Genomic DNA, 11806 nt, shown 5'->3' with positions numbered 1-11806 from the left:
GGGGGCGGCCCCCGCCGCGCCCGCCGCATGGGTGGCGGCAGCCATCGTATGCGAGTTCATCAGGGTATCGGGATCGATGGGATGATAGCCGCTGGCGGGACTCGCGGCGGCCAGCGAGGCCATGTACTCCGGGCGATGCACACGCCCGATCTGCTCGGCGCTCGCGGCGGGCGCCTCGCGCCGGTCGAGCAGGCCGTCCATGCCGTGCGAGATCAGATGGTCTTCGATAGCCTGCAGGCGTTCCGGGCATTCCGGATGGAACGGCCCCATCTCATGCAGCAGGAACTCGGGATGCGTGTAATAGCCTGTGGGCATGTCTTATTGCTTTATTCGTGGTCTCCATTCGTTACGTTAGCACATGCCGCGCCGGCTACCCAGCGGGGTGCCGCACAGGCACCATCCGCTATACTCGTGGCCACTTGCAAAGGACACCATGAACGACACCCAGCGCTCCCTGCGCCGCCCGCTTTTGGGCGCCGCACTTTCCGCTGCCGCATTGAGCTTGTGCGGCGTCTCCCCCGCCCTGCTAGCCGCCGGCAAGCGCCGCGTGAGCATGCGCGAAGAAGAGATCGAGCCGGGTCGCTATCGTGACAACCCCAAGAGCCGCGCCTTTATCGACGAGATGGTGGCGCGCCACGGCTTTGCTCGCCCGACCCTGGAAGCCTGGTTCGGCCAGGCCGTGTATTCGTCCACGGTAGTGCGCCTGATCATGCCGCCCGCCACGCCGGGGCGCAAAAGCTGGCGCGCCTACCGTTCCCGTTTCATCGAGCCGATCCGCATCGACGCGGGTGTGCGCTTCTGGCAGCAGAACCGCGACACGCTGCGCCGCGCCGAGGCAGAGTTCGGCGTGCCGGCTTCGGTGATCGTCGGCATCATCGGCGTCGAGACCATCTATGGCCGCGACATGGGCACCTTCCGCGTGATCGATTCGCTCTCCACGCTGGCGTTCGACTATCCCGACGTACCTAACCGCGAAGCGCGCACGACGCTGTTCCGCAACCAGCTGGCCGATTACCTGCTGTGGTGCCGGGACACCAATACCGATGTGTTCTCGGTGTTGGGCTCCTTCGCCGGTGCCGTCGGCATCCCGCAGTTCATGCCGACCAGCTTGCGCGAGTACGCCATCGACTACGACGGCAACGGCCATATCGACCTGCGCAACAGCGCCACCGACGCGATCGGCAGCGTTGCGCGCTTCCTGCAATTGCATGGTTGGGAACCGGGCCGCCCGGTGGTCTGGCGCATTGCCGCCGACGAGGGCAGCCGCGGCATCGCTGCCGCCGCTGCCGACGGCGAGCCGTGGCCCACCCGCACGCTCAATCAGTTGCTCAAGGCCGGCCTGCGCGTGGACGAGCCGATCAACCTGGCGCGCGAGGGCGAAACCGGCGTGCTGGTGGTTGACCTGCCCACACCGGGCGAAACCGCTGACTATATGCTCGGCCTGCGCAATTTCTATGTGCTGACGCGCTATAACCGCAGCTTCTTCTACGCGCTGGCGGTCTACCAGTTGGGCGAGGCCGTGAAAGCGGCGATGGGCTGACTTCGCCGCCCCACCCGCCGGAAGCAAACGCAAAAAAAGCAAAAAGCCCCGCAACGATGTGCGGGGCTTTTTGTTGGTGCGCGAAACAACGTGCTTCAGGCCGGAAACACCCCGGTAGAAAGATAGCGGTCACCGCGATCGCACACCACGAACACGATGGTCGCGTTTTCCACTTCCTCGGCGATGCGCACCGCTACGCACAACGCACCTGCAGCGGAAATCCCGCAAAAGATGCCTTCCTCGCGGGCCATGCGGCGGGCCATGTGCTCGGCATCGCCCTGACTCACCGCCTCCGTGCGGTCGATGTACTTCGAGTCGTAGATCTTCGGCATGTATGCCTCCGGCCACTTGCGGATGCCCGGGATGCGTGAGCCTTCGGCCGGCTGCGCGCCAACGATCTGCACTGCCGCGCTTTGCTCTTTCAGGTAGCGCGACACGCCGGTAATGGTGCCGGTGGTCCCCATCGCGGAAACGAAGTGAGTGATGCGCCCTTCGGTATCGCGCCAGATCTCCGGACCGGTGGTCTCGTAGTGGGCCAGCGGATTGTCGGGGTTGGCGAACTGGTCGAGGATCACGCCGCGGCCATCACGCTCCATGGAATCGGCGAGGTCCCGCGCGTATTCCATGCCGCCCTTGACCGGGGTCAGGATAATCTCCGCGCCATAGGCTGCCATGCTCTGGCGCCGCTCCATGCTCAGGTCTTCCGGCATGATCAGCACCATCTTGTAGCCGCGAATGGCGGCCGCCATGGCCAGCGCAATGCCGGTATTGCCCGAGGTAGCTTCGATCAGCGTATCGCCCGGCTTGATGCGCCCGCGCGATTCGGCGCGGGCAATCATCGACACCGCCGGCCTGTCCTTGACCGAGCCCGCCGGGTTGTTGCCCTCGAGCTTGCCGAGGATCACGTTGCCGCGCGGAGCGCCGGCGGCACCGGGGATGCGCTGCAGTTGGACCAGCGGCGTGTTGCCGATGGTGTCTTCAATCGTCTTGTAGGCCATGGTGAGCGGGATTCCAATGTCGGCGGACATTGTAATCCAGTCCCGAAACCCGCGTTGCCGGCGTGGACGGACATCGCAGCCCGCCACGCCGCGGCCAATCAGGCCTTCGCCTCGGCTTCGTTCTTGCTGTTGCCCAGCAGGTGGTAGAGCAGAATGGCACCGAAGGTGGCGGTACCGATGCCGCCCAGCGTCATGCCACCCAGCTTCAGGGTCAGGTCGCCGGCCGCCACGGTCAGCGTGGCGCCGACCGTGATCAGGTTGCGCGAATTGGAGAAATCGACCTTGTTCTCAACCCAGATGCGCCCCGCGGTGGCGGCGATCAGGCCAAACACGACAATGGTCAGGCCACCGATCACCGGACCCGGGATGGTCAGGATCAGCGCACCGAACTTGGGCGAAAAGCCAAGCACCAGGGCCACCACAGCCGCCACCACGAAGATCAGCGTGGAGTAGATCTTGGTCACGGCCATCACGCCCATGTTCTCGGCATAGGTGGTCACGCCCGTGCCGCCCCCGCTGGCCGAAATGATGGTGGCAATGCCATCGCCGATAAAGGCGCGGCCGATGTACGGGTCGAGATTGCGGCCGGTCATCACGCTGATGGCCTTGATGTGCCCGAGGTTTTCCGCCACCAGCACGATGGCCACCGGTGCGATCAGCAGCATGGCGCTGGCCTGGAACACCGGCGACGCGAAGACCGGCAGGCCGAACCAGCTGGCCGCGGCCACGCCGGAGAAGTCGATGGCCTTGCCCATGCCCAGCCCGTTGGTGCAGATGTAGTACAGCACATAGCCGAACAAGCCACCCACGAGCACCGGCAGCCGGCGCAACATGCCCAGCGCATGCACCGCCACCGTGCCCACGGCCAGCACCGTGGCCAGCCCCACCCAGGTGTCAAGCGTGGCGCCGCTGACGGCCTTGACTGCCACCGGCGCAAGATTCAGGCCGATCGCCGCCACAATGGCCCCCGTCACCACAGGCGGCATCAGCCGCTCGACCCAGCGATATCCGACCGCCTGCACCACCAGCCCGATCAGCAGGTAGAGCACGCCGGCGGCGATGATGCCGCCCAGCGCCACCGGGATATTGGGATTGGGTCCGCTGCCGGCATAGCCGGTCGCGGCGATCACCACGGCGATGAAGGCAAAGCTGGAGCCCAGGTAGCTGGGCACCCTGCCGCGCACACACAGGAAGAAAATCAGCGTACCGATGCCCGAAAACAGGATGGCGATATTGGGATTGAAACCCATCAGGATCGGCGCGATCGCCGTCGAGCCGAACATCGCCACCACATGCTGGATCCCCGCCAGGAGCGTCTGGCCGGCAGGCAGACGCTCATCAGGCGCAATCACGCCGTGGGTCTTTAGCCGCCACTTGGGCAGGAATCCCGCGTCCTCGTTATTTCCCATTGTCCTGCTCCCGTTTTTTTGGCCTGGCCCCCGCATGCGTGAGCAGGTCCGGCTCGATTTGGATTATGTTGGCCGCGCGGCCGGCTCAGGCTGCCGCGGCGTCCGCATGATACCGCGCGACCGCAATCGTGCGAAGCCACGCGGAACTAGCACGAGCCATACCAGCGTCTGCCGTCCGCACCGGTGCGCGGGCGGCAAAAAGCCCCGGACCAGGCCGGGGCTTCGATGCGCAAATACGGACGATGCGGGCGTCGCGGCCGCGAGCCCGCCGGCGCCTTAGCGGGCAGCCTTGACCGGCGGCTTCTCCGCCTTGCCATCCTTCTGGGCCGCGGCCACCGCGGCCTTCGGCGCGGTGGCGCTGCCGGCGCCAATGGTCATGCCGGCCTCCTGCAAACGCACGACCGATTTCTGCCCGAGGCCCTTGACGCGATCCGCGAGATCCGCGGCATCCTTGAAGGGCCCGCCCCTGGTGCGCTCATTGATGATGGTGCTGGCCGTGGCCGGCCCGATGCCCTTGAGCGAAACCAGCGCGGCTTCATCGGCGGTATTCACATCGACCGCCGCGAGCGCGGCGCCCGACAGCGAAAACCATACGGCAGCCGCCAGCAATACCTGCTTGGAAGCAGTCAGAGTTTGCTTGAACATGGGAGATTCTCCTATCCGTTTATGAAGGTTGCCTCGCCCGGTCCGGACGAGGCAACACGGAGGATAGGAGCGGCAGGGGGGCCCGGGGCGGGCGGGGGGGGGCCACCACGGAGGATAGGAGCGGCAGGCCGCCTTGGCGCGCCCTGCAACAAAAGTTCACCTCAACGCTACCGAGGTGTTTCCGTCAAGGGCGGCAAAGCGGATCGCGCATTTTGCGATCTCAGGCCTTGTTCTGAAGCAGCCAGCGGCAATAGCGCGACACGCCTTCTTCCACTGTGTAGAACGGCTCCTTGTACCCGGCGCCGCGCAGGCGCGAGACATCGGATTGCGTGTAGCACTGATACTTGCCGCGCAACGCATCGGGGAACTTGATGTATTCCACCAGACCCTCCTGCACCATCTCGTCGAGTGTCAGGTGGGGACGGCCATCGGCTTCGCGCAGCGTGTTGACCACGGTCGCGGCAATATCGTTGAAGGGTTGCGCACGGCCGGTGCCAAGATTGAAGATGCCCGACTTGTCCGGGTGATCCAGGAAGAACAGGTTGACCTTGACCACGTCCTCCACCGAGATGAAATCGCGAGTGTGGCCACCCGGTACGTAGCCGCCATACTCGCCGAACAGCTTCACGGTGCCATCGGCACGGAACTGGTTGAAATTGTGGAACGCCACCGATGCCATGCGCCCCTTGTGCGCTTCGCGCGGGCCATAGACGTTGAAGTAGCGAAAACCCACGATCTGCGACAGCGCGGTCGGCAACGTGCGGCGCACCACCTGGTCGAACAGGAACTTCGAGTAGCCGTAGACGTTCAGCGGCTTCTCGTATTCGCGTTCTTCCTTGAACACCTGTGAGGCACCGTAGGTCGCGGCCGACGAGGCGTAGAGGAATTGCGTGCCCTGTTCCAGGCAGGCATCCATCAGCGCCTTGGTGTAGCGGAAGTTGTTCTCCATCATGTAGCGGCCATCCGTCTCCATGGTGTCCGAGCAGGCGCCTTCATGGAAGACCGCGCGCACCTTGCCGAACTCGCCGCGCGTGAAGCGTTCGAGAAACTCGCCTTTGTCCAGGTAGTCACGGATCTCGCAGTCGACGAGATTGTGGAACTTGTCGGCACGCGTCAGGTTGTCGACGGCGACGACGTTGTCTTCGCCGCGATCGTTCAGGCCTTTGACAAGGTTGCTGCCGATAAAGCCGGCAGCGCCGGTAACGATGATGGTCATGGTCGTGTGGGCTCAATCGAGCCAGAAGACAGCGCGGACATTACGCCGGCGTGCCGAACAATTCAGGATAGGTGACAACCGCGGTGCCCAGCTTGCCCACCACGATGCTGCCGGCGCGATTGGCGTGCTGCACGGCTTCCTTGAGTGGCACGCCCGCCCCCAGCATGGTCGCCAGCGTGGCGATCACGGTATCGCCAGCACCGGACACGTCATAGACTTCGCGCGCCTGCGCCGAAACGTGCAATACCTCCGCTTCGGTATAGAGCGTCATGCCCTCTTCCGAACGGGTCAGCAGCAACGCCTCGAGATGCAACTCCCGCCGCAGGTTCTGGGCCCGGATGGTGAGATCGGACTCGGTTTTCCAGGCACCCACCACATGACGCATTTCGGCGCGGTTGGGGGTGATCAGCGTGGCGCCGCGATAGCGCGAATAGTCGTCGCCCTTGGGATCGACGAGCACCATGCAACCCGCTGCGCGGCCCGTCTCGACCATGCGGCCCACGTGGGCCAGTCCGCCCTTGCCGTAGTCGGAGAGCACCAGTACCTTGTATTCCTTGACCAAGGCCTGGAAGCTATCCAGTACGGAGGCCAGCACTTCGTGCGCCGGGACGTTCTCGAAATCGACCCGCAGCAACTGCTGCTGGTGCGCCATCACGCGCAGCTTGATGGTGGTGTTGACGCTGGCGTCGCGCAGCAGGTAGGGCTGCACGTGGCTGGCGTTCAGGAGCGCCTCCAGGGTACGGCCGGGTTCGTCGTCGCCGACCACGCCCAGCATGCCGACCTGAGCGCCCAGCGCGGCGGCATTGCGCGCCACGTTGGCGGCGCCGCCAAGGCGCTCGTCGCTACGCTTTACCTGCACGACCGGCACCGGCGCCTCCGGGGAGATGCGCTCGACATCGCCGAACCAATAGCGGTCGAGCATCATGTCGCCCGCCACCAGGATGCGCGATTGATTGATCTGTTGCTGCGGAATATGGTTCTTGCTCATGGACATCCTTGGCAACACTGCCCGGTCCGTCAGCCGGGGCGTTGGCTTGTCGTTCCCGTTGGGTTGCGGTTCAGCGCGTCGTGGTCGGCCGCCCGATCGCATGGTATTCGATGCCCGATTCCTGCATGGCCTCGGGCTCGTACAGATTGCGTCCGTCGAAGATGACGGGTGTCTTCAGGCGGCGCTTGATCTGGTTGAAATCCGGGCTGCGGAACACCTTCCACTCGGTGACGATCACCAGCGCATCGGCGCCATCGAGCGTATCCATCTGCGCATCACTGAAATGCACGCGCGCAAAGCCGCCTTCGATATCAGCGAGATCGATTTCCAGCGCGCGCCGGGCCTCGGCCATCGAAATGGGATCGTGCACGCGCAACGCGGCACCGCGCGAAATCAGCGCACGCGCCAGCACCCGCGACGGCGCTTCGCGCATATCGTCGGTATTGGGCTTGAAGGCCAGCCCCCAGATCGCAAAGGTGCGGCCTGCGAGATCCTCGCCGAAGCGCCGCACGACCTTGTCGGCCAGGACCTGCTTTTGCGCATCGTTGACCGCTTCCACCGCTTCGAGCACCCGCATGGGCTTGCCATGCGCGCTGGCGGTGCGCATCAGCGCCTGCACATCCTTGGGAAAACACGAGCCGCCGTAACCGGCGCCGGCGTACAGGAAACTATAGCCGATGCGCGGATCGGAACCGATGCCCATGCGGACCAGTTCGATGTCCGCACCGACCTCGTCCGCCAGGTTCGCCAGTTCGTTCATGAACGAGATCCGGGTGGCCAGCATCGAGTTGGCTGCGTACTTGGTGAACTCGGCCGAGCGCACATCCATATAGAAGGTGCGCTCATGGTTGCGGTTAAACGGTGCGTACAACTGTCGCATGATCGCCTTGGCATGGCGGCCCGCCACGTCGGCATCGCAACCCAGCACGATGCGGTCGGGACGCATGAAGTCCTCCACCGCGGCGCCTTCCTTCAGGAACTCGGGATTCGACACCACCGAGAACTGCAGATCCTCCAGGCCGCGCGCGCCCAGTTCGGCACGAATGGCTTCGGTGACACGGTCGCCGGTGCCGACCGGCACCGTCGATTTGTCCACCACCACCTTGAAGCCCGTCATATGCCGGCCGATATTGCGGGCAGCCGCCAGCACATATTGCAGATCGGCGGAGCCGTCCTCGTCGGGCGGCGTGCCGACCGCGATGAACTGCACATCGGCATGCTCCACGCTGGCCGCCACATCGGTGGAGAACGTCAGCCGCCCCGCCTCGCGATTGCGCTGGATCAGTTCCTTGAGGCCCGGCTCGTAGATCGGTACGCCACCCGCATTGAGCAGCGCGATCTTGCGTTCATCGACGTCCAGGCAAAACACATCGTTGCCCAGTTCGGCCAGGCAGGCCCCGGTCACTAGACCGACGTAGCCGCTGCCGATAATGGTGACTTTCATAGCTTGTACTCCAGATAGGGATTGGCGTGCGACGCAACAGCGTCAGCCCAGTGCCTCGCTACGGCGCGGCGCGTAAGTTTCCCAGCGGTTGCAGCCAGGGCACTGCCAATAGAACAATCGCGCGCGGAAGCCGCATTCGCGGCAGGTATAGCGCGCCAGGTTACGCGTGCGATTCTGCAGCAGGTCGCGAATCGCCGACACCTCCTGCTCCTGGTCGATATCGTGGACGGTCGCCTGAGGCGCCTGCGCCACGGCGGTGCCCGCCTCTGCCGCGCCGTTGGCCTCGCCCACAGCTGCGGCGACCTCGGCGGCCTGCGCCTCGAAATACTTGGTCAACGCTTGCAGCGACGGCTGCCGGCGCAGTTGCTCGCGCATCAAGACCGCCGCGGCATGCGCACCATGCAGTTCGAGTTCGGCGCGATACGCAATATCCAGCAACTCGGCCGCCAGATTGGTCTTGAGCAAGCCGCGCAGCCATTCCACCGCCCGCCCGTCATCGCCGAGCTGGCGATAAGCCTTGACGACGCGGTCCGCCACCAGCGGCAGGTAGGCGGCATCCTGCCGCTCGATACCGAGCCAGTGGCCAAGCGCGCCCTGTGCGTCGCCTGCCGCCATGGCCACGTCGCCCAGCAGCATCGGCGCGCGCACATTGGCGGGATTTTCCTTGATTGCCAGCTCCAACCAGCCGATCGCGTCCTCGGGCTGCTTGCGCTGCAGCGCATCCTGCGCCAGTTCGCAGCAGAATTGCGCGATCTGCAAACTGTAGTCCTTTTGCTCCAGCGGCTGAAGTTCGCGTGCCGCCTCGATGGCCTTCTTCCACTCCTTCTCGACTTCGTAAAGTTCGAGCAGCACATGCTTGGCCGGCGCCGCATACGGGCCCGACATCAGCCGCCGCAGCGATTCCTCGGCACGGTCAAGCAGGCCGGCGCGCAGGAAGTCCTGGCCCAGCTCAAAGAGCGCGTGCTCGCGCTCGGCATCGGGGAGATCCTCGCGGCTGGCCAGGTTCTGGTGCACGCGAATGGCGCGTTCGGTTTCGCCGCGCCGGCGGAACAGGGCGCCGAGCGCGAAGTGCAGTTCGGTGGTCTCGGGGTCCAGCCGCGCCACCTCGATAAACGCATCGATGGCTTGATCGGGCTGCTCATTGAGCAGGAAGTTCAGCCCCTTGAAATAGGAGCGCGGCAGCGCGCCCTGTTCGCTCATGAGCTGCCGCGCATCAAAGCGCGCAGCCATCCAGCCGAGGCCGAAAATGAGCGGCAGCGCGAGCAGCCACCAGGTTTCAAAAATCATTGGTCAAACTTTCGGGCCAACTACGTTGTAAGGGATGCCGGAGCCCGCCTGTGGTTCGCGGGCACCTTCCGCCGCCTGGCTGCGCGCCTCGCCGAGCGCGCGCCGCAACCGGTTCGCTTCCATGCGCTGGCGCATCAGCGCGGGCGCTACCGCCGCCAGCGCAGCGACGATGCCCAGCCCGAAAGCGGCCAGCAGGATCAGGATCAGCGGCGCTCGCCAGACGGCATCGAAGAAGAGTTGCAGGGAAGCATCGGCGGTATTGCGCAGCGCCAGCACGAACAGCAGCGCGAACAGGACGATACGGATGATCCAGGCGACAAGTTTCATGCGGGCTTCATGCGGAAGATGGGATGGTTCGGACTCCGGTGATGCGATCGCCGGCGGGCGACGCCCCTCGGTGGTAGGGTAGGGACGAGATCATTGCTGATCTGTCCCCCCCTAAGAACCGTACGTGCGAGTTTCCCCGCATACGGCTCAAGCCTCTACAAAATGTTAATTAAACACCGGTTTCACAACAGTTTGGCCGTGGTGGTGAACTTGGATATGGCAGTTCGGATGCAGCAGCACACGATTCCCTAGAGCATCGGAACCCCCAAGCATGCGGGATTCGATGTGATGATCTTCCCATCCTGTTTCCTTGGTTATCTTGCACTGACACACCGCACACAAGCCTCGCTGGGACACATACAGTTTGATCCATTGCTTTCGGTGCGTCATGCTTGCTTGCATGCGCTCCTGCCGCAACGTCTCGCCGTAGCGCTCCTGCGCTGGATCGAAGGGGTTGTAATCCCCTCGAATCTTCTTGTGCCGTCGAATGGGCGTCCCCGCAAGCGGGTACAACTCCGTCCAATAGCTATTGCCGTTCTTGTCCCTTGCTTTGGTCCCAAACACCCAGTTCCGTTCCCCGACTGATGCGAAGTACTTCTTCCGCACCCAATCGGCGTTCTTTCCTTGGTGTCGCCGTTTCGCCCATCGCCATAGAGCCTTAAATACCGCATGCTCCACGCGTGTGAACGTCGCCTTCGCAACCACTGGACTGTGATACTGCGCCCAGCCCCTTAGCATCGGGTTCAGCAGTTCGATCAGATCCGACTGCTTCGCCGCTTTGTTAGCACTGATTACCCCCTTCACCTTGCGATAGAACGTCTGCACGTTCTTCCTGCTCGGCTTGATGAGCAGCGTTCCCGAGTACTTCCGGAAATTCCACCCAAGGAAGTCGAAGCCGTTGGCAATGTGGACAATCCGCGTTTTCTCCGTCGATAGCGTCAGCCCCCGTACTGCTAGGAACTGCTCTACCCACGGCTTCACCTCGTGCTCCAACACATCCGGCGTATTGCCGGTGATCACGAAGTCGTCCGCATAGCGCACAACGTTCACCTTCAACTTCTTCGTGTTGTTGACCCCTAGCTTTGTCCTGAGGAACTCCACCAGTTGCCGTTCCAACCCGTTCAATGCCACGTTCGCCAGAGTCGGGGAAATAATGCCCCCCTGTGGTGTTCCGGCCTCGGTCGCCTGAAACTGGCCCTGAAATACCACGCCAGCTTTCAGCCACTTTTGCAGGATCACTTTGTCCATCGGGACATTGCGATCTAACCAGCCGTGACTGATATGGTCAAAGCAACCCTTGATATCTGCCTCTAACACCCATTGGGCGGAAGCCTTTTGGGACAACGAGACAAATAGCTGAGACATGGCGTCCGCAGTGGAACGATTGATCCGGAACCCATACGAGTTCGGATCGCTCGTCCCTTCGGACACCGGTTCCAGCGCCAGCAGGTATAAGGCCTGCATGGCTCGATCCAACATGGTCGGAATGCCCAGAGGGCGCTCCTTTCCGTTGGCTTTGGGAATAAAGACCCTCCTTAATGGCATGGGCCGATACCCCCGGCGCTTCAACCGCCCGATGGCTTCCCACCGGACTTCAGGCGAGTTCCACTGTTCGCGGTCAACACCTACTGTCCGCGCACCTTGGTTCTCCGTCACTCGCCGCACCGCCGATGCCTTGGCGGACCACGAGCGGGTCAGAGACCGTTGCAGGGCTTTCACCCTGCGCCAGTCCCCTTCCTGTGTTGCCTTCGCAATTCGAATCTGCATTACCCGAACGTTCCGTTCAACACGGCGCCAATTAATGTCGCCCCATCGCTGCGGTACGCCGGAGGGCGCAGATTCATCCTTGCGGATCAATGCTTCCATGCTGCTCTCCTATCTTGAGGATCTTCCCCAAAATCAAGAGACAACATGCCCCTTGAGGGACAGTTGCCCCTCAAGGGAAGAAAATT

10 protein-coding genes and 1 pseudogene are annotated in these 11806 nt (G+C 63.5%); 1 reads left to right on the top strand and 10 read right to left on the bottom strand.

Annotation, left to right across the window (positions count from 1 at the left end; genetic code table 11):
* Window positions 1–315 (bottom strand): annotated as a pseudogene (locus CF70_RS37170) (histone deacetylase family protein); the annotation flags it as partial.
* A 118-nt stretch (window positions 316–433) separates the two neighbouring features.
* Between CF70_RS37170 and mltB the strand changes: the two are divergent.
* Window positions 434–1540, top strand: a complete 1107-nt coding sequence (gene mltB / locus CF70_RS00200) for a lytic murein transglycosylase B (protein WP_035858808.1) — start codon at window positions 434–436, stop codon at window positions 1538–1540.
* A gap of 95 nt (window positions 1541–1635) precedes the next feature.
* Here mltB and cysM read toward each other — a convergent pair whose 3' ends face one another.
* The 9 genes from cysM to ltrA all read right to left on the bottom strand — a co-directional run bounded on the left by cysM (window position 1636) and on the right by ltrA (window position 11720).
* Window positions 1636–2538: a cysteine synthase CysM gene (gene cysM, locus CF70_RS00195; protein ID WP_035858835.1), complete on the bottom strand. Its 903-nt coding sequence runs from the start codon at window positions 2536–2538 to the stop codon at window positions 1636–1638.
* 98 nt (window positions 2539–2636) lie between these two features.
* Window positions 2637–3947, bottom strand: a complete 1311-nt coding sequence (locus CF70_RS00190) for a solute carrier family 23 protein (RefSeq protein WP_035858804.1) — start codon at window positions 3945–3947, stop codon at window positions 2637–2639.
* Between the two features lie 276 nt (window positions 3948–4223).
* Window positions 4224–4592 carry a ComEA family DNA-binding protein gene (locus CF70_RS00185; RefSeq protein WP_035858802.1) on the bottom strand — a complete coding sequence of 123 codons (369 nt, stop codon included), beginning with the start codon at window positions 4590–4592 and terminating at the stop codon, window positions 4224–4226.
* Between the two features lie 220 nt (window positions 4593–4812).
* Complete coding sequence (gene rfaD / locus CF70_RS00180; RefSeq protein WP_035858797.1) at window positions 4813–5808, bottom strand: ADP-glyceromanno-heptose 6-epimerase; 996 nt, start codon at window positions 5806–5808, stop codon at window positions 4813–4815.
* A gap of 40 nt (window positions 5809–5848) precedes the next feature.
* On the bottom strand, window positions 5849–6796 hold the full coding sequence (rfaE1, locus tag CF70_RS00175) for a D-glycero-beta-D-manno-heptose-7-phosphate kinase (protein WP_051647932.1): 948 nt from the start codon (window positions 6794–6796) through the stop codon (window positions 5849–5851).
* A 70-nt stretch (window positions 6797–6866) separates the two neighbouring features.
* On the bottom strand, window positions 6867–8240 hold the full coding sequence (locus CF70_RS00170; protein ID WP_035858793.1) for a UDP-glucose dehydrogenase family protein: 1374 nt from the start codon (window positions 8238–8240) through the stop codon (window positions 6867–6869).
* A gap of 42 nt (window positions 8241–8282) precedes the next feature.
* Window positions 8283–9527 (bottom strand): lipopolysaccharide assembly protein LapB, encoded by a 1245-nt coding sequence (gene lapB, locus CF70_RS00165; protein ID WP_035858790.1) that lies wholly within the window; start codon window positions 9525–9527, stop codon window positions 8283–8285.
* Window positions 9528–9530: 3 nt separating this feature from the next.
* A complete protein-coding gene (locus tag CF70_RS00160; protein ID WP_035858787.1) occupies window positions 9531–9854 on the bottom strand; it encodes a lipopolysaccharide assembly protein LapA domain-containing protein in 324 nt (107 codons plus the stop codon).
* Window positions 9855–10019: 165 nt separating this feature from the next.
* On the bottom strand, window positions 10020–11720 hold the full coding sequence (ltrA, locus tag CF70_RS00155; RefSeq protein ID WP_035858784.1) for a group II intron reverse transcriptase/maturase: 1701 nt from the start codon (window positions 11718–11720) through the stop codon (window positions 10020–10022).
* Window positions 11721–11806 lie beyond the last annotated feature (86 nt).

The organism is Cupriavidus sp. SK-3 (assembly GCF_000611145.1).
Classification (GTDB): domain Bacteria; phylum Pseudomonadota; class Gammaproteobacteria; order Burkholderiales; family Burkholderiaceae; genus Cupriavidus.
Note: the sequence above shows the minus strand (reverse complement) of the source record. Positions and strands in the feature narration are given on the sequence as shown.

What these genes read in the sequence shown, in the direction of transcription:
- lapB (WP_035858790.1), bottom strand. Translation starts at nt 9,527, where the DNA reads ATGATTTTTGAAACCTGGTGGCTGCTCGCGCTGCCGCTCATTTTCGGC.
- rfaD (WP_035858797.1), bottom strand. Translation starts at nt 5,808, where the DNA reads ATGACCATCATCGTTACCGGCGCTGCCGGCTTTATCGGCAGCAACCTT.
- ltrA (WP_035858784.1), bottom strand. Translation starts at nt 11,720, where the DNA reads ATGGAAGCATTGATCCGCAAGGATGAATCTGCGCCCTCCGGCGTACCG.
- cysM (WP_035858835.1), bottom strand. Translation starts at nt 2,538, where the DNA reads ATGGCCTACAAGACGATTGAAGACACCATCGGCAACACGCCGCTGGTC.
- CF70_RS00185 (WP_035858802.1), bottom strand. Translation starts at nt 4,592, where the DNA reads ATGTTCAAGCAAACTCTGACTGCTTCCAAGCAGGTATTGCTGGCGGCT.
- CF70_RS00160 (WP_035858787.1), bottom strand. Translation starts at nt 9,854, where the DNA reads ATGAAACTTGTCGCCTGGATCATCCGTATCGTCCTGTTCGCGCTGCTG.
- rfaE1 (WP_051647932.1), bottom strand. Translation starts at nt 6,796, where the DNA reads ATGAGCAAGAACCATATTCCGCAGCAACAGATCAATCAATCGCGCATC.
- mltB (WP_035858808.1), top strand. Translation starts at nt 434, where the DNA reads ATGAACGACACCCAGCGCTCCCTGCGCCGCCCGCTTTTGGGCGCCGCA.
- CF70_RS00170 (WP_035858793.1), bottom strand. Translation starts at nt 8,240, where the DNA reads ATGAAAGTCACCATTATCGGCAGCGGCTACGTCGGTCTAGTGACCGGG.
- CF70_RS00190 (WP_035858804.1), bottom strand. Translation starts at nt 3,947, where the DNA reads ATGGGAAATAACGAGGACGCGGGATTCCTGCCCAAGTGGCGGCTAAAG.